At 44.9% G+C, this 15,921-nt stretch carries 18 protein-coding genes; 12 read left to right on the top strand and 6 right to left on the bottom strand.

The window, feature by feature from the left end; all coding sequences use genetic code 11:
* Positions 1–197: 197 nt before the first annotated feature.
* Together DRW07_RS14300 and rpsU are read right to left on the bottom strand one after the other, a co-directional pair.
* Positions 198–641: a GatB/YqeY domain-containing protein gene (locus DRW07_RS14300; protein WP_124028608.1), complete on the bottom strand. Its 444-nt coding sequence runs from the start codon at positions 639–641 to the stop codon at positions 198–200.
* Between the two features lie 85 nt (positions 642–726).
* Positions 727–942, bottom strand: coding sequence for a 30S ribosomal protein S21 (gene rpsU, locus DRW07_RS14295; protein ID WP_124028607.1), 216 nt, complete (start codon positions 940–942; stop codon positions 727–729).
* Positions 943–1,363: 421 nt separating this feature from the next.
* Between rpsU and DRW07_RS14290 the strand changes: the two genes are divergently transcribed.
* The gene (locus DRW07_RS14290; RefSeq protein WP_124028606.1) at positions 1,364–1,792 is read left to right on the top strand and encodes a secondary thiamine-phosphate synthase enzyme YjbQ; all 429 of its coding nucleotides are present in this window, start codon (positions 1,364–1,366) and stop codon (positions 1,790–1,792) included.
* Positions 1,793–1,951: 159 nt separating this feature from the next.
* Positions 1,952–2,965, top strand: coding sequence for a tRNA (adenosine(37)-N6)-threonylcarbamoyltransferase complex transferase subunit TsaD (gene tsaD, locus DRW07_RS14285; RefSeq protein WP_124028605.1), 1,014 nt, complete (start codon positions 1,952–1,954; stop codon positions 2,963–2,965).
* On the opposite strand, the gene plsY is transcribed toward tsaD, so the two are convergent.
* Positions 2,939–3,544 (bottom strand): glycerol-3-phosphate 1-O-acyltransferase PlsY, encoded by a 606-nt coding sequence (gene plsY / locus DRW07_RS14280; protein WP_124028604.1) that lies wholly within the window; start codon positions 3,542–3,544, stop codon positions 2,939–2,941. The two genes, tsaD and plsY, sit on opposite strands and share 27 nt — an antisense overlap.
* Before the next feature lie 87 nt (positions 3,545–3,631).
* On the opposite strand from plsY, the gene folB reads away from it, so the two are divergent.
* Genes folB through DRW07_RS14260 form a run of 4 tightly spaced genes read left to right on the top strand, consistent with a single transcriptional unit; the run spans position 3,632 to position 5,689 of the window.
* Positions 3,632–4,000, top strand: coding sequence for a dihydroneopterin aldolase (gene folB, locus DRW07_RS14275; RefSeq protein WP_124028603.1), 369 nt, complete (start codon positions 3,632–3,634; stop codon positions 3,998–4,000).
* Entirely contained in the window at positions 3,997–4,497 is a 501-nt protein-coding gene (folK, locus tag DRW07_RS14270; RefSeq protein ID WP_124028602.1) for a 2-amino-4-hydroxy-6-hydroxymethyldihydropteridine diphosphokinase, read from the top strand. Before folB ends, folK begins: the two co-directional genes overlap by 4 nt.
* On the top strand, positions 4,494–5,294 hold the full coding sequence (locus tag DRW07_RS14265) for an undecaprenyl-diphosphate phosphatase (RefSeq protein ID WP_124028601.1): 801 nt from the start codon (positions 4,494–4,496) through the stop codon (positions 5,292–5,294). The genes folK and DRW07_RS14265 overlap by 4 nt, the downstream gene beginning before the upstream one ends.
* Positions 5,295–5,320: 26 nt before the next feature.
* Positions 5,321–5,689, top strand: a complete 369-nt coding sequence (locus DRW07_RS14260; protein ID WP_124028600.1) for a histidine triad nucleotide-binding protein — start codon at positions 5,321–5,323, stop codon at positions 5,687–5,689.
* Between the two features lie 15 nt (positions 5,690–5,704).
* Here the strand turns inward: DRW07_RS14260 and DRW07_RS14255 are convergent, their stop codons facing one another.
* A complete protein-coding gene (locus tag DRW07_RS14255; RefSeq protein ID WP_124028599.1) occupies positions 5,705–6,151 on the bottom strand; it encodes a phosphate-starvation-inducible PsiE family protein in 447 nt (148 codons plus the stop codon).
* Between the two features lie 107 nt (positions 6,152–6,258).
* Between DRW07_RS14255 and DRW07_RS14250 the strand changes: the two genes are divergently transcribed.
* The 3 genes from DRW07_RS14250 to DRW07_RS14240 all read left to right on the top strand — a co-directional run bounded on the left by DRW07_RS14250 (position 6,259) and on the right by DRW07_RS14240 (position 10,040).
* Positions 6,259–8,067 (top strand): cation:proton antiporter, encoded by a 1,809-nt coding sequence (locus DRW07_RS14250; RefSeq protein WP_240630642.1) that lies wholly within the window; start codon positions 6,259–6,261, stop codon positions 8,065–8,067.
* Positions 8,064–9,023: a universal stress protein gene (locus DRW07_RS14245; protein WP_124028598.1), complete on the top strand. Its 960-nt coding sequence runs from the start codon at positions 8,064–8,066 to the stop codon at positions 9,021–9,023. Before DRW07_RS14250 ends, DRW07_RS14245 begins: the two co-directional genes overlap by 4 nt.
* A gap of 180 nt (positions 9,024–9,203) precedes the next feature.
* Positions 9,204–10,040 (top strand): HDOD domain-containing protein, encoded by an 837-nt coding sequence (locus tag DRW07_RS14240; RefSeq protein ID WP_124028597.1) that lies wholly within the window; start codon positions 9,204–9,206, stop codon positions 10,038–10,040.
* Positions 10,041–10,079: 39 nt separating this feature from the next.
* Here DRW07_RS14240 and rdgC read toward each other — a convergent pair whose 3' ends face one another.
* Together rdgC and DRW07_RS14230 are read right to left on the bottom strand one after the other, a co-directional pair.
* On the bottom strand, positions 10,080–10,991 hold the full coding sequence (gene rdgC / locus DRW07_RS14235) for a recombination-associated protein RdgC (RefSeq protein ID WP_124028596.1): 912 nt from the start codon (positions 10,989–10,991) through the stop codon (positions 10,080–10,082).
* 41 nt (positions 10,992–11,032) lie between these two features.
* On the bottom strand, positions 11,033–12,766 hold the full coding sequence (locus DRW07_RS14230; protein ID WP_124028595.1) for a sensor histidine kinase: 1,734 nt from the start codon (positions 12,764–12,766) through the stop codon (positions 11,033–11,035).
* Positions 12,767–12,941: 175 nt separating this feature from the next.
* Here DRW07_RS14230 and phoB point away from each other — a divergent pair, with 175 nt between their 5' ends.
* The 3 genes from phoB to DRW07_RS14215 are packed head-to-tail and all read left to right on the top strand — an operon-like array spanning position 12,942 to position 15,912.
* On the top strand, positions 12,942–13,631 hold the full coding sequence (gene phoB / locus DRW07_RS14225; RefSeq protein WP_124028594.1) for a phosphate regulon transcriptional regulator PhoB: 690 nt from the start codon (positions 12,942–12,944) through the stop codon (positions 13,629–13,631).
* Positions 13,632–13,660: 29 nt separating this feature from the next.
* A complete protein-coding gene (phoR, locus tag DRW07_RS14220) occupies positions 13,661–14,965 on the top strand; it encodes a phosphate regulon sensor histidine kinase PhoR (protein WP_124028593.1) in 1,305 nt (434 codons plus the stop codon).
* A complete protein-coding gene (locus tag DRW07_RS14215; RefSeq protein ID WP_276310720.1) occupies positions 14,965–15,912 on the top strand; it encodes a PstS family phosphate ABC transporter substrate-binding protein in 948 nt (315 codons plus the stop codon). The genes phoR and DRW07_RS14215 overlap by 1 nt, the downstream gene beginning before the upstream one ends.
* Positions 15,913–15,921 lie beyond the last annotated feature (9 nt).

The raw sequence follows: 15,921 nt of genomic DNA, 5'->3' as shown, positions 1-15,921 counted from the left end.
TGCTCAAAAAAAGCTCTTGCTTCGTGACTAATCAAAACATTTGAAGTTTGATTAAGACAGTTTCAGGAGGAGCAGGTTTATTTTTCAGACCTTTGAGGGCATGGATGCCCGAACAGAGCCCCCAGGGATGGGTTCACGGCGAGTCTGAAAAATAAACCTGCTCCTCCTGAAGATGGCTTACAACGGTCAATTCATAACTAGGACAAGCGAGCCTTAATCAGGCCGCTAACTTTGCCTATATCGGCGCGGCCTGATAGTTTGGGTTTTAGCATACCCATCACTTTGCCCATGTCCTGCATGCCAGATGCACCTGTTGCTGACATCGCTTCTTCGATAAGTGCGTTTATTTCGTCTTCGCTCAATGGTTGTGGCAAAAAGGATTCTATGACGGTGATCTCGGCCCGTTCATTGTCTGCAAGGTCGGCACGGTTAGCTGCGTCAAACTGATATGCCGCATCCTGACGTTGCTTAACCATTTTGGTTAGAATTGCCAAAATAGCCGCGTCATCCAGGGTGATTTTTTCATCGATTTCTTTTTGCTTAATCGCAGCTAGTGCCATGCGAATGGTGCCAAGACGCAACTTGTCTTTAGCGCGCATTGCATCTTTTTGTGCGTTTTTTAACTCATCAATCAAAGCCATTTGTTTTTCCTTTTAAGTTGGCGCCACAAACAAAAAAGCGCCGATAACAATCAGCGCCTTTGGATGCCCGAGTAGGTATTGCAGCTTAGTACAATTTTACGCGACGTGCGTTTTCACGAGCCAATTTCTTAAGATGGCGCTTCTTAGCAGCAGCTTTCTTACGCTTGCGTTCCCAAGTTGGTTTTTCGAAGAACTCACGACGACGCACTTCTGAAAGGATTCCAGCTTTTTCACATGAACGCTTGAAACGACGCAATGCAACGTCAAACGGCTCGTTATCTTTAACTTTAACGATGGGCATTAAATTCTCACCTCAAATACAATTTGTCTGTCGGGCTAACTGAGCGTATTCCAGCGCGCAAAGGATTCGGAGAACGCTGCCCGGGCTAAAAAATGGTGCGGAATACTAAACATTTCTGAGGCGCTTGTAAAGCCCTAAATAACACAAAAAATAATCAACCTTGCTTTTTCTATCACACATTTGATCGCGACATTACATATTCATGGGACGAGATTCATTACTGCAATTTGTGACACCTTAAACAATAGCAGCTAAATACTTCACTTTATCAACAGGGAACAATCCGCCTAGAGTGAGTTAACGGTGTGAACTATACTTTGTCAAAGAATGGTATTCTTTGTTGTAATAGCTAAGCACACATGCGTAACTACTCTGATGATAAAGAGCAGTAATGCCGCTTTGAGTTAATGGACAAATCCCAATGAGCAACAGTGTTTTTCAAACAGAGCTCTTGTTACCCTCAATGCCCCGCGGTTTTCACTTAATAACGGATAAGGTGCAATCGGCCGTCGCATCCTGTGAATTAACCGGCCTGATGAATGTATTTATTCAACACACCTCTGCGTCGCTTACCATTAACGAAAATGCCGATCCGACAGTGAGACAAGACTTTGAATCGCACTTTAATCAGATGGTGCCTGAGAATGCCGCTTATTATAAACACACCTATGAAGGTAGTGATGACATGCCTGCACATTTGAAAAGTAGCATTCTCGGTACTCAGGTTACCGTGCCCATAACGAATGGACATATCAATTTGGGCACATGGCAAGGTATTTATTTGTGTGAGCATAGAAACCAAGGGGGGAGGCGACGGTTGGTTCTAACAGTGATGGGCTGTCAACTCTAGCCTTTCAGCTTGGAACAAGCATTAAGCTCTTTCTAGTGCGAGTATCTTACCAAGATCGATTAAAAGCTTATGCTGTCTCATGATACAAATAACTGTTCCAACAGGTTTCCACAAGTCATCTAAGACGGTAAACTTCTTGCCCAAGATATAGGAGGCCATGTGCGCGTTTTAGGTATAGAAACATCGTGTGATGAAACAGGGGTAGCCGTTTACGACAGTGAAGAAGGCTTGTTGTCCCATGAACTGTATAGCCAGGTAAAACTGCATGCTGATTACGGCGGAGTGGTGCCGGAACTGGCCTCCCGTGATCACGTTAGAAAAATTATCCCATTAATAGAAAAAGCGCTTGATGATGCCAATAGCAGTAAAACAGACATTGATGGCATTGCATATACGCAAGGTCCAGGTCTGGTTGGCGCTTTATTAGTGGGCTCTTCTGTCGCTCGTGCATTGGCTTTTGCCTGGGACAAACCCACTATAGGCGTGCATCATATGGAAGGGCACCTGTTGGCCCCAATGCTGGAAGATCCTTGCCCTGAATTTCCCTTCGTTGCTTTGTTGGTTTCAGGAGGGCACTCAATGCTGGTCGATGTCAAAGGCATTGGTGAATATGAAGTCCTAGGTGAATCCATTGATGATGCTGCTGGTGAAGCGTTTGATAAAACGGCGAAATTGCTGGGTTTAGATTACCCTGGTGGTCCTCATTTAGCCAAGCTTGCTGACGAAGGGGAGGGTGGTCATTATGCGTTTCCTCGCCCTATGACAGACAGACCGGGTTTGGATTTCAGTTTTAGTGGTTTAAAGACGTTTGCAGCCAATACCATTCGAGCCAGTGATGGTCAGCGTCAGACCTATGCCAATATCGCTTATGCCTTTCAAGAGGCAGTGGTTGATACGCTGATGATAAAGTGCCGCAGAGCGCTCAAGCAAACGGGAAGAAAACGATTGGTGATTTCAGGAGGCGTAAGTGCAAATAAGCACTTGCGAGCAGCTATGAAGAAGATGCTCAATGACATGGGCGGTCAAGCGTTTTATCCAGCGTTAAACTTGTGCACCGACAATGGCGCTATGATTGCCTACGCCGGTTGTCAGCGCATGGCTGCCGGCCAAACATCCTCACTGTCTGAGGTGGCGAAACCGCGCTGGTCATTGGATTCGCTTACCCCGCTTTGACCATATGGGGGTTTCTTCGCCTTTTATCAGACGCGCAATGTTTTGATGATGCCGAAAGATGATAAAACCGCTTAACATGATGACAGGTATGGTATACAGCGGTTTGATAAACCAAGTAAAGACCGGCGCCAACGACACTGCTATTAACGCACCCAATGAGGAATAGCCGGTTACAAAAATGACACCGGCCCAAGTTAATATGAGCGCGCCGGCCAGCGCTGGACCTATGGGCAGCAAAGCACCAAAAGCGGTCGCTACTGACTTACCGCCTTTAAAACCAAAATATAAGGGGTAACTGTGGCCGAGGCATGCCGCCATGGCGATTAACCCTAAAGAGACAGGTGGCAAGCCAATCAAGTAACTGCCATAAACAGGCAGGCCGCCCTTGAGGATGTCAAATACCAGAACTAAAACGGCCGGAAACCGCCCGCCAATGCGATATACATTGGTTGCCCCTGGATTTTTTGAACCGACCAACCGCGGGTCCGGTAACCCAAACAAACGACATACGATAACTGCGCTGGACAACGAGCCCACAAGGTAAGCAACAGAAATCATTAGTATGGCGATTGCAATCATGGATTGTTGAGTTGATTAAGGTAAACTAGGGGAAATCTACTAGAAAAATCAAGCAGGTTCCAGTAAAGACCGGCATGACAGGCGACAATGCAAAAAATAGAGATTCAAAAGTTAACAGTGCCAACCTTGATAGGTGTGTATGATTGGGAAAGAGAGTCTCTGACAAACTTAGTGATGAGCTTTCAAATTTGGGCAAATCTGTCAAATGCGATGGCAAGCGACAATGTCCAAGATACCATAGATTATGCCGCAGTAGCCAACGAAGCAAAGGCATTCGCAGCGCAAACCTCATTTGAATTACTTGAAGCTTTGGGCAATGCCCTAGCCATGCATCTTATGCAGACATTCGAGATACACAAACTTATCCTATGTATCGAAAAGCCTGAAATTTTACCCGATGCACAGACAGTGAGTGTCTCAATGGGTTTCGATAAAAATGGGCCTGTGTGTTTGTGAACCATCAGATTTTCATTAGCATTGGCTCAAATATCGATAGAGCGGTCAATACACAAGCAGCAAAGACAGCGTTGGAGAAACACTTTTCTGACCTAGTGTGTTCTCAGGTATACGAAAGTGAAGCCATTGGTTTTAAAGGCGCGCCTTTCTATAATTGGGTTGCCAGCGCAACCACAAGCTATGCTGTGACAGAGGTGGTTAGTACGTTAAAGCGCATCGAAAGTGAAAATGGCCGTACGCGAGGATTAAAAAAGTTTGCCTCTCGTACGCTTGACTTGGATTTACTGTTGTACGACAACAAAGTGGCTAATGAACCCGTTGAATTACCACGAGGAGAGATCCTGTATAACGCCTTTGTGCTTCAACCTTTGGCAGAAATAGCACCAGATGCAATACACCCTGTTTGCCATAAATCATTTTCTCGATTGTGGCGCGACTTCGACAAGACTAAACAACGGCTTTGGCCGATTTCTTTTGCATGGAGCAACACAAAATGACGCTGTTAGAAATTATCATTTTGGCTATTATTCAGGGCATTACTGAGTTTCTGCCCATATCCAGTTCAGCGCATTTACTCCTGCCGGCAGAGCTGCTTGGTTGGGTAAGTCAGGGCTTGGCATTTGATGTTGCTGTGCACGTTGGCAGCTTGCTGGCAGTGATGATTTACCTCAGAAAAGACATCATAGAGATGACTCACGGTTTTTTTGTCCACGGTTTTAGTCGTAACCAAACAGAACAAAGCCGTTTGGCTTGGTCCGTGGTTATCGCTACTGTGCCAATTATTATAATCGGCTTTTTGCTCAAAGACTGGATCGAAGTCAACGCCAGAACAGCACTGGTAATGGCGGTAACCACCATAGGTTTTGGGCTACTATTATGGTACGCAGACGCGACAGCTAAACTCCAAACAAAATTACAGGGTATGCGGTTTAGCCATGCACTTATTATCGGGTGTGCGCAAATTCTGGCGTTAATACCCGGAACATCAAGAAGTGGTATCACTATGACTGCTAGCTTAATGCTAGGGTTTGACCGCGAGAGTGCTGCGCGTTTTTCATTTTTGCTTTCCATTCCTGCGATTCTAGGGGCCGGGTTACTGTCAACGGTTGATTTATTGCAGCAAGCGGAGCCTGTGGATTGGACGGCACTCTTTTATGGTGCGACGTTTTCTTTTGTGAGTGCTTATTTGTGTATTTACCTATTTTTAAGCTGGATATCTCGCATCGGCATGTTGCCATTTGTGATCTACCGTCTGTGCCTTGGCGCAATTTTGTTGTGGTTTGTGTTTGTTTAACACTGTGTGAATAAAGAGGGATAACTATGTCAGAAACCATTTTTACTAAAATAATCAATAAAGAAATTCCGGCTGATATTCTTTACGAAGACGAGCAATCTCTAGCCTTTAAGGATATTAATCCTCAGGCGCCAGTGCACTTTTTGGTTATCCCAAAAAAAGCGATAGCCACGATCAATGACATTACACCGGATGACAGAGAGGTGGTCGGGCATTTGAGTGTTGTTGCGGCTAAGGTGGCACAAAAATTGGGAATAGCTGATGAGGGCTACAGAACAGTAATGAATTGCAATGAATTTGGAGGCCAGACGGTGTATCACATTCACTTGCATGTTCTGGGCGGAAAACCTTTAGGCTGGCCGCCATATACGGCCAAAATGAAAGAACCTGAATAGATGCCATTAGCCCTCTTAGGTTCTGGCTTTGATAGTCACTAGGTAATACGTTATTCCCAAAGCCAGCACCACAATACCAATGCCATAAACATATTCCGGTGTTACCGTGGTAAAGTCCAACACGATGACTTTTCGCGCAATAGCCATTAATGCAGTGGCTACAACGAGTCGGATGTGGATCACATCATCGCGAAGGTACAGGGTGATATTGGCGAATATTTCTATAGCAATAAGTACTGCCAGAAACGAGGCAAATACTGCAAAAATGTCATTCAGTGAGAGCAGGTATTGCGGAGGCGCAGTGAGTTTTTCATAGATGACAAAGCCAACGTCAGCCACACACAGAACGATAACAACAACCATCATTACTGCCAATACACGGATAATTTGGCTAATTCCTTTGTTTAACATATTCATTAACCAGTCTCCATTCTGAGACAGGTGGTGGTCATCGTTGTGCATGATAAACTCCTGTTAAGGTTACTGCATAAAGGTTAGCTAGAATCACTGGTAAATCTTTGATTTAGAACAATAAAAAGAATCTTAATGGCTCGCTAAATGTTGATCTAATGCACGGCTTTTTTGATGTTTATCACAGTATCATTTACTGCTATAACGTCATTAACACGCCACTTGATATCCATACTATGCCAATTTCAGAATTTAACGAGCTGTTAAGAGCTAACCCGTTTTACGAATTTACTGTTTTGCTATCTATTGCGGCAGTGGCTGCGTTTATTGGGCAGTGGTTAAAGCAGCCTATTATCGTTGCATTTATTGCTGTCGGAATCCTAGTTGGGCCGTCAGGTCTGGATACAGTGCACTCCGATGACAGCATTGCGCTGTTGGCACAACTGGGTATTGCCATACTATTATTTCTGGTTGGGCTGAAACTGGATGTGAAGCTGATTCGAAAGCTCGGGTTTGTCGCGTTAGCAACGGGGCTGGGGCAGGTAATTTTTACCTCTGTTGTGGGCTTCTTTTTATGTCTCGCGCTCGGCTTTGATGCCATAACCTCACTCTATGTGAGTATTGCGCTTACCTTCTCAAGCACGATTATTATTGTCAAAATGCTGTCTGATAAAAGGGAAGTCGATTCGCTTCATGGCCGTATTGCGCTTGGGTTTCTGATCGTTCAGGATGTAGTGGTTGTGATTGCCTTGGTAGTGCTGTCTGCCATTGGTGTGGGGCAAGCGTCTGATAGTTCGCTCACACAACTATTTAGTCAGATCATACTGGGCGCTATTGTTATGTTAATGATAGTGTTTTTGTTTATTCGCTATATTGCTAACGTTATCACTAAAGCCGCAGCCCGTTCGTCGGAGCTCATGCTTGTCTTTGCGGTAGGACTGGCTTGTTTGTTTGCAACCCTCGGACACTTATTGGGGTTTAGTAAGGAGCTGGGTGGTCTCTTAGCCGGTGTGGCGTTGGCTTCAACACCCTATCGAGAATCGATAGTGACGAAGTTATCGTCACTACGAGACTTTTTATTGCTGTTTTTTTTCATTGCACTTGGAAGTCAGATTGATTTATCCGCACTCGGAGAACATCTATTTGCAGCTATAGTGCTTTCTGTTTTTGTGCTCATTGGAAACCCTATCATCGTCATGATTATCATGGGCATACTGGGCTACCGACGGCGAACAGGTTTTTTGGCCGGACTGACAGTGGCACAGATCAGTGAGTTTTCACTTATTTTTGTTGCAATGGGGATCGCGATAGGCCATTTACACAACAGTGCAATAGGTCTGGTAACCTTGGTGGGTTTGATCACAATTGCGCTTTCGGTTTACATGATTGCTAATTCCCACAGGTTGTATGACTTGCTTTCACCCTGGTTGCGAGTCTTCGAAAGAGAAAATACTTTTAGGGAATCAAATACCGGTGAAGAAACAGAAACGAACACAGATTTTGAGGTACTCGTATGTGGTGCAGGCCGATATGGTTCGAAAATCATTGATCAATTGAGCAATACCGGTTATGCACTCGGGGTCGTAGACTTCAATCCAGAAAAATACGAGTATTGGAGACAGCGTGAGATTCCCTGTTTCTATGGTGACCTGAGCGATGATGAATTCATATCAACGTTGCCATTAAAGCAACTGAAGTGGCTAGTGGTCACGTTGCCGAGAGACGGGCTAGGTTCGCGGTTTGAGGATCCGAGAAAAAGGTTACTATTGGCCCTTCAACTACATGGTTTTAAAGGAAAGTTGGCGATGGCGAGTGAACAAGAACAGGATGCAAATAGTCTTAGCCAGATGGGCGTGGATTTGGTCCTTTCTCCTTTTAGTCACGCTGCAAATGAGGCTGTACGATTGCTATTGCATGATGAGACCAATAAAGATAACCGGACGCAAGTAAAAGAAGCTAAACCATGAGTAATTTCGATTCAAAACAGGTGCTTTTAGTACTAAATAAAGCTGGCAAGCTGGATGAGAGTACCCTACTTAAAGCCGCAGATACTGCGCAAAGTCGCGATGAAAGGCTCACAATATTGTGCGTGTTGGCGGAGCCTGATTTCGCTATGCATCAGCATTTTTTACAGATGGATAGTGGTTACATTAAGCAAAAAATCAGTGAAGCGACCAAACAGACGATTCAGGCGACGGTAACAAAACATTGTCCCCAACTCTCTATTAATGTTGAAATCAGCTTCGGCAAGCTTTACCTGCAGGCCATACGGTACACGCTGAAGAATCCTGTTAGCATTGTTATCAAGTCTGCGGAAGATCCAACCTGGATGGACAGCATCTTCGACAGTGATGATATGCATCTCATGCGCAAGTGCCCAGTGCCTACATGGTTAATCAATACCGGTCGGCATCAAACTCCTGGACAAGTGGTTGTTGCTTTAGATTTTAAGGCACCTGAAGAGGAGGGAGCTATATCTGAATTCAACAGGCAGTTACTGGACCTGACGCTTACTTTTGTTGCTAAAACTGCCAGTAGCATCACTCTCATTCACGCCTGCGCAGACTCATTAGCTGATTTTGCGAGTATATGGGCGGATGACCCTGAAACAATGCAGCAGCAGATAACGCAACAGGAGAAAGTGACTAAACGAGCGGCCATGAAACAAGCGCATCAATATTTGCTCGATAAACAAATTTTGCCAACACCTGTGATTAAAACACGCTTAATCGACGGTCACCCAGAAGAGAGTGTGGCGGCATTCGTAAAAGCCAACAATACCGATATGTTAGTGCTGGGATCTTTGGGACGAACCGGCATTAAAGGCTTGTTTATGGGGAATACGGCTGAAAGTATTTTGCAACAAATACACTGTTCAGTGATCACTGCAAAACCTCAAGGGTTTGAGTCACCTATCGCATAAACTGCGCGCTTTTTTTTTCGGGAAATTGATTTAGATCGTCTAAACTCTAAAAGAGCACCTTGGATGCGTTTTCTGGTTACATTTTTTTACATAACGGTGATATATTGAAACTAGGAAGAAACAAAGCATCACTAGAGTAAAGTTGCTGTATTACTTAGCCGATAAATAGAAGGGCGAAACATGTCAACACAGAACGCATTATTGACGATACTGGTGGAGAAAATAAACAACGACACACTGGTATTACCCACCCTGCCAGCGATAGCGTTAAAAGTTAGAAAAGCTGCTGACGACCCCGATATTAATCTCCACAAAATGGGGGATGTTATCGCCCAAGATCCCTCACTGAGTGCGCGGATGATTAAGATCGCAAACAGTGCCTTTATGGGGAGAAGTGTAAAGGTAGAGTCTGTTACACAAGCTGTTACGCGAATTGGTTTGCGACAAATTAAAAATATTGCCACAGCATTGGCAATGGAGCAGCTCTTTGTATCGAAAAATGCGGTAGTCAGTCAGTATATGAAACGCGAGTGGGAGCATACCGTAGATGTAGTCGCTAATAGTATGGCGACACTTGAAAGTTACACTAAACGCACTAAAAAACGCGACATTAGTATTGATTCCATGACCCTAGCAGCATTGGTTCACAATATCGGCATATTGCCAATATTGACTGAGGCTGAGCGCCATGAAGATGTATTTGCAAATCCAACTTTCCTAGAAGATGCGATTGAGAAACTGTCTGGAAGAATTGGCGGTAGTATCATGAAGGAATGGGGGTTCGGTGATGTGTTTGTTAATATTGCTAAGAATTGGAGGGATCTCGCAGTCCTCCCAGACAATGTGTCCTACCTCGACTTTGTTAGAGTGGGAGCGGCGTTAAGTGGCCGTATAAACAGTCAAAAGGACGCCGTAATCAACTTAGCTATGCAAAGAAATGTAGTTGATAGTGTAGCCGATTTACATTCAGATGATTTTGCTGAGATGCGTGATAACGCCAAACTCATTTTCGCATAAAGGTATAGCACATAAAAAAGGGAGCACTGGCTCCCTTTTTTATTCTTCTAATTGCAACGTTTTGTCGATAAAAGTAACGAATTGGCTTAACTCTGCAGACATCAACGTAAACTCCGCGTCTAACCTTTGCAGGACATCGTCCTTGGGCACATCGTCAACTTCTTCAGTGATGCGGTCGAGAAACTTAATGCGTTTGATACTGCCGTCTTCGCAAAACATACCGGTTAAGGTTTCTTGGTACTCGAAGGCCACTTTTTGCGCTAGTTTACCTGCATCAATGTGATTTATTACTTCGTCGCTGTCTAGGGGCTGGTTCTTACAGCGAATAATACTGGCAACTTCATCATTTGATTTTAATTCGGCTTCCTCAAGCAGGGTGATGCCTTCAGGAGCGTTCCCGCTTATCCAGTGAGTCAGCTCACTTTGTAGGCTTCGTTTAGCTAGTGGTACAACAGGCAGAGAGCCCAGTGCTTTGCGCAGCATGGCGAGATACGCTTCTGCTTTACCATCAGAAGAGGAGTCAACTATAACCAGATCATCGTCAAGCGACAGGAAGCCATGTGTATAGGTGTTCTTAGTAAATGCTCGGGGCATAAGAGCGTGAATGATTTCTTGCTTCAGATCTTGCTGTTGCTTTTTTCCTACGGGACTACCTGTTTCTGTCTCTATAGCAACCACTTTTTCTGCCAGTTCTGCATTAACAACACTACTCGGTAACAAGCGCTCCTGTTTTTTTAGCGTTACCCATATACGGTTACCGCTTCGGTGAAATAGCATCGCTGAGGCCGGACTCTTAGGAGCAATTGAAAACGGTGAGCAAAAGCCCATGGTTGCCAGGTCCTGGTTACCGCAAGGGCGGAATGGAAATTCGAGTAACGCGCTTTGCAGGGCGTCATCATCAAGAGAAAGAGGCTGATTTAGCCTGTACGCCTTAATATTTTTGAACCACATAGTTAACCTGCGCTAATAAAAGGGCTGCGCAGATTAACAAGTTAAACGCGTTTAGGAAAGCGTATCTCGTAACGTAATCCTTTACCCGGTTCGCTAAAGGCTTCAATACGTCCCTTAAGAGCCTGAGTCACTAAGTTGTACATAATATGCGTCCCCAAACCAGTTCCACCCTCCTCGCGTCGAGTGGTAAAAAAAGCGTCAAAGAGTCGTTCAAGGTGTTTTTCGTCGAGTCCTTTACCGTCATCCTGATAGGTCATGAGAATATCCTGATCGTCTTCAACCACATTTAACGCAATATGACCTACTTGTCCCTCATCGAACGCATGTATCATCGAGTTCATCAATAAATTAGTGACAATCTGCGCAATGACCCCAGGTGCGCAATATACCTCCAGTGGAGAGGGGCACTGAATAGAAATTTCGTGAGGGCGTTGTTTAAAACTGGGTTTTAGAGACTGTAAAACTTCATTTAAATAACTGTTTAGTTCAAATCGCCGCTCTGCTTCACTGGTTTGGTCTGCTGCGACCTGTTTAAAACTAGCGATTAACTCTGACGCGCGATGCAAGTTATTAAGCAAAAGTTGGGTTGTTTGCTCAGCCTCCTGAATGAACAGGTTCATACTCTTGTTGGTTAGGGTTTTATCTTTGTAATCTTGTTGCAACGTTGACAATCTTTGCTCAAGAAAACTAGCGGCTGTCACACTGACACCTATCGGGGTATTAACGTCATGAGCGATACCAGCAACCAAGCCACCCAGCGAGGCCATACGCTCTGATTCCACGAGCTGGTCTCTCGCTTGGTTGAGGGTATCCATGGAATTGGCCAGTTCGGTATTCTTCTTCCTGAGTTCGGCTTCTATGTACTGCCTGTTCTCATTTTCCTGTCTCAGTTCTCGTTGGTTAATCAACAACTCGTCTTTTTGGCGTTCCAAATCCAACATTATTTGGCTCAGAGAGGCGGTTTTTTTCGCGACTTCTTGCTCCAGCAGTAGATTTTGGTCATCCAGTTTTTTATTGGCTAACTTCAAATCGTCCTGAGCACCTCTCAGTTTTCGTTGTGAATTGATCAGGTCTGAAATAACTTTGTTATATGATTCAGTCAGCTGACGAAGTTCATTATCGTCATCTATCTGCATGTCAATTTTTGAATCTTCCGGATGCTCTGGATCAAAATCAGACATTTGTCCGGTAATCGCGTGTAACGGCTCGGACAACATTCGCCTGAATGCAGTCATAAAAAGAAACACAAGGAAGGTGGTTTTAACGATGGCGTTGCCAATTAGAAAGAACACACCAATTTTAATGCGGCCAAAAATAATATCAAAACTTGAATATAGGGTGACATCACCCACTTCAGATGTTCGCCCAGAGAACTCAAAAATTAATGGAAAACTGTATCCAAACACACTACCCGAGTAGTCAACTAACTGGCCGGTAAGCGCTATTGACGTGGTTGGCATGAGTTCTTCGCCGATACCGAGGCGGGCAATCTCTTCGCCGTTTTCATCGCGAATATGCACGCCCTCGACGATGGGCAGTTCCATCAAGCCCTCTGCAATGGATGCCGCCTGGTCAAGGTTTAACTCCCAGATAGCACGGGTAAGGCTGGTGGAAAAGGTGTTTTTAAGTGTGCGAAGCTCACTTTCAATATGGCTTTTTGTGGCGAGGTATTCAGTAAATATCTGACCGACAGTAACAATCAGTGTCAACACGAAGTACACCGATAACACCCGGATGAGTAGCTTTCTCGAAAGTCCAGTTTTCACACGCGCCATGTTACAACCTATACATAAACTTATGAATCAAGAATATGCGTTAATGTGTGGATTCTCAAGGCAGTAATAGAGGATTTATTCAATAACCTTGACACTGGTCGGTGCAAGGTTTAATAAAAGTGTCACATAGTCAATAAATAATAGCGGCGTTTTTATTATGAACGGGAAAGTTACTATGTCACGGACTGTACTGGTGGTTGAAGATGAAGCCCCTATTCGTGAAATGCTTAAGTTTGTGCTTGAGCAATCTGGTTTCAATACCATTGAAGCTGAAGACTATGATATCGCACAAGAAAAAATTGCCGAGCCTTATCCGGACTTGATTCTGCTTGACTGGATGTTGCCAGGTGGAAGTGGCGTTCAGCTTGCGAAAAGCCTAAAGCAGCATGAGTTCACCCGTGATATTCCTGTGATTATGTTAACTGCCCGCGGTGAAGAGGAAGATAAAATACGTGGGTTAGATGCGGGTGCAGATGATTACATTACTAAGCCTTTTTCACCCAAGGAGCTGATAGCGAGGATCCGTGCAGTAATGCGCAGGGTAACGCCTATGGCGAGTGAGCAGCCCATTGAATTTAATGGTCTTAAGCTTGAGCCTATCTCTCATCGGGTGGTGGCCAACACAGATCCATTGGATATGGGACCAACAGAATTTAAACTGTTACACTTCTTTATGACGCACCCAGAACGTGTGTACAGCAGGGAGCTGTTGCTGGATAATGTATGGGGAACGAATGTTTACGTAGAAGACAGAACTGTTGACGTACACATTCGTCGTTTGCGCAAAGCCATTTCCTTGCATGGCCATGACGCAATGATTCAAACTGTTCGAGGTGCAGGTTACCGTTTTTCAACAAAACTTTAATCCAACCTCGCTCCCAGGACTAGGAGCTTATGTACTATCCATTTTCTTGGGTAAAGAGCTTATTTCGTATTGCCGTCTTTTTGGCGGCCTTCACTTTGATCGGTTTATTAATCGACCGAATGCTCCTAGCCTATGCGCTCGGGCTGACCGCATTGTTGATTATTAACTATTTTCAGCTTTATAAGCTCAACCGCTGGCTATGGCACAGTAGAAAGATGTCGCCGCCCACTGTGAATGGTTTGTGGGAACATATTTACGAAGGCATATACTACCTGCAACGCAGAAACCGAAATAAGCGCAAAGAACTTGGCGCTCTGGTCAAGCGGTTTCGCGAGGGGTCAGAGGCCCTCCCTGATGCCGCTGTGGTTGTGGATGAAGATGCACGCATCGTGTGGTGTAACCGTCTGGCGCGCATCGAAATGGGCTTGCGATGGCCACAAGACGCGGGGCGCAGGCTAGACAACTTGATCCGCCATCCCGAATTTATAGATTATTTCCACAAAGGGCGGTTTGACCATCCTATTGAAGTGCCCTCGCCATCAAATCCACAAAAAACCTTTGAATATCGCGTAATGCCGTATGGTGAAGAGCATTTGTTGTTAATTGCCAGAGACGTGACACGCGTGTCTCAACTTGAAGAAATGCGAAAAGATTTCGTAGCTAATGTTTCTCATGAACTGCGTACCCCGCTGACCGTGATCACCGGCTATTTAGAATTATTACCGCGGGATGAACAGGACAGTTTTGCAACCAAAGCAATGGATGAAATGTTTTCCCAGACTGCACGCATGCAAAACCTTATTGAAGACTTGCTGATACTTTCTCGGATTGAAGCAAGTGCAGAGCGCATTTTCGAAAAACAGGTAGATATGTATGCCATGCTTCAACAAATAGAAGCAGAAGCAAAAACGTTGAATAAAGATAAAAACCACAAAATCCGATTTGAGATGGACCCCGAGTTGAAGGTATTTGGGGTGGAAACTGAATTGCGAAGTGCTTGCTCGAATCTAATTTTTAATGCCATACACTATACACCAGCACCGGGTAAAATTGTCGTTAAATGGGAAGAAGATGAGCGAGGTGCACGCTTCTCGGTAAAAGACAATGGTGATGGAATAGAAGAGCGTCATCTCGCTAGGTTAACTGAACGCTTTTACCGTGTAGACAAAGCGCGTTCTCGAAAAACTGGCGGATCGGGATTAGGACTGTCTATCGTTAAACATGTGTTAAACCATCACAATTCGCATTTAGAAATCGAAAGTAAGCTGAACAAAGGAAGTGTCTTTTCCTTTCATCTTAACCAGCAGTTAATTGCAGAGCGGAGCTCAGCATAGTGCGTTTTTTACCACTGCTTATTGGCTTTTATCTGACTTCGTCTACATGTGCATCAATGCCTGATTACGAACGCCAACCCGGTGTGGCGGGCAAAATAGTGTCTGTGGGTTCTGACACTATGGCAAACATGATGGAGTTTTGGGCTAGCGAGTTTGAAACACTTTATCCGCAAACCAGTATTCAGGTGGATGCGACTGGCTCCTCAACTGCTCCTCCAGCTTTGACTGAGGGGGTAGCCAGTATCGGGGCGATGAGTCGGCCGATGAAAGACAGCGAGATCCGCGCATTTGAGAGAGAATTTGGTTACCGTCCAACCGTACTCCAGGTTGCATTGGATGCCATCGCTTTGTTTGTTGAGAGACAAAACCCCATTCCCGGTCTCACACTGGCACAGGTCGATGCGATTTTTTCGGCAACACGTTATTGCGGTCACGGCCAAGGCATCATGCGTTGGTCACAGCTCGGCTATAATGTTGACATGGATGACAACACCATAAAGGTTTTTGGGCGTAATTCCGTTTCAGGTACTTACGGCTCATTTAAAGTACTTGCGTTGTGTGACGGTGATTTTAGAAATACCGTACGCGAACAACCTAGCTCTGCTTCTGTGGTTATGTCAGTTTCTGCTAATAAGTCTGCTATAGGCTATGCCGCATTTGGTTATAAAACGGCAGGGGTAAAGGCCTTGCCTATAGGTCACACGGAACAAGAACTTGTGCCGCTAACGATTGAAAATGTGCGCGCTGAGCGCTATCCCTTTTCTCGATTCTTATACTTGATTGTTAACAAGCCACCCGGCCAAGAGCTACCTACTCTGGAACGAGAGTTCTTACTGTTTGTACTATCAAAACAGGGGCAAGCACTCGTCGAACGGGACGGGTATTTCGCCATTGGCGAAGATTTGCTGATTCGTCAGAGACGATTATTATCCAGCGCTCCTAAGTAACATTCCCCC

The organism is Paralteromonas sediminis, from assembly GCF_003820355.1.
GTDB classification, from domain to species: domain Bacteria; phylum Pseudomonadota; class Gammaproteobacteria; order Enterobacterales; family Alteromonadaceae; genus Alteromonas_F; species Alteromonas_F sediminis.
The sequence above is the reverse complement of the archived record's forward strand: the minus strand, read 5'-3'. Positions and strand labels throughout refer to the sequence as shown.

What these genes read in the sequence shown, in the direction of transcription:
- DRW07_RS14300 (WP_124028608.1), bottom strand. Translation starts at nt 641, where the DNA reads ATGGCTTTGATTGATGAGTTAAAAAACGCACAAAAAGATGCAATGCGC.
- rpsU (WP_124028607.1), bottom strand. Translation starts at nt 942, where the DNA reads ATGCCCATCGTTAAAGTTAAAGATAACGAGCCGTTTGACGTTGCATTG.
- DRW07_RS14290 (WP_124028606.1), top strand. Translation starts at nt 1,364, where the DNA reads ATGAGCAACAGTGTTTTTCAAACAGAGCTCTTGTTACCCTCAATGCCC.
- plsY (WP_124028604.1), bottom strand. Translation starts at nt 3,544, where the DNA reads ATGATTGCAATCGCCATACTAATGATTTCTGTTGCTTACCTTGTGGGC.
- folB (WP_124028603.1), top strand. Translation starts at nt 3,632, where the DNA reads ATGCAAAAAATAGAGATTCAAAAGTTAACAGTGCCAACCTTGATAGGT.
- DRW07_RS14265 (WP_124028601.1), top strand. Translation starts at nt 4,494, where the DNA reads ATGACGCTGTTAGAAATTATCATTTTGGCTATTATTCAGGGCATTACT.
- DRW07_RS14260 (WP_124028600.1), top strand. Translation starts at nt 5,321, where the DNA reads ATGTCAGAAACCATTTTTACTAAAATAATCAATAAAGAAATTCCGGCT.
- DRW07_RS14255 (WP_124028599.1), bottom strand. Translation starts at nt 6,151, where the DNA reads ATGCACAACGATGACCACCACCTGTCTCAGAATGGAGACTGGTTAATG.
- DRW07_RS14250 (WP_240630642.1), top strand. Translation starts at nt 6,259, where the DNA reads ATGCACGGCTTTTTTGATGTTTATCACAGTATCATTTACTGCTATAAC.
- DRW07_RS14245 (WP_124028598.1), top strand. Translation starts at nt 8,064, where the DNA reads ATGAGTAATTTCGATTCAAAACAGGTGCTTTTAGTACTAAATAAAGCT.
- DRW07_RS14240 (WP_124028597.1), top strand. Translation starts at nt 9,204, where the DNA reads ATGTCAACACAGAACGCATTATTGACGATACTGGTGGAGAAAATAAAC.
- rdgC (WP_124028596.1), bottom strand. Translation starts at nt 10,991, where the DNA reads ATGTGGTTCAAAAATATTAAGGCGTACAGGCTAAATCAGCCTCTTTCT.
- DRW07_RS14230 (WP_124028595.1), bottom strand. Translation starts at nt 12,766, where the DNA reads ATGGCGCGTGTGAAAACTGGACTTTCGAGAAAGCTACTCATCCGGGTG.
- phoB (WP_124028594.1), top strand. Translation starts at nt 12,942, where the DNA reads ATGTCACGGACTGTACTGGTGGTTGAAGATGAAGCCCCTATTCGTGAA.
- phoR (WP_124028593.1), top strand. Translation starts at nt 13,661, where the DNA reads ATGTACTATCCATTTTCTTGGGTAAAGAGCTTATTTCGTATTGCCGTC.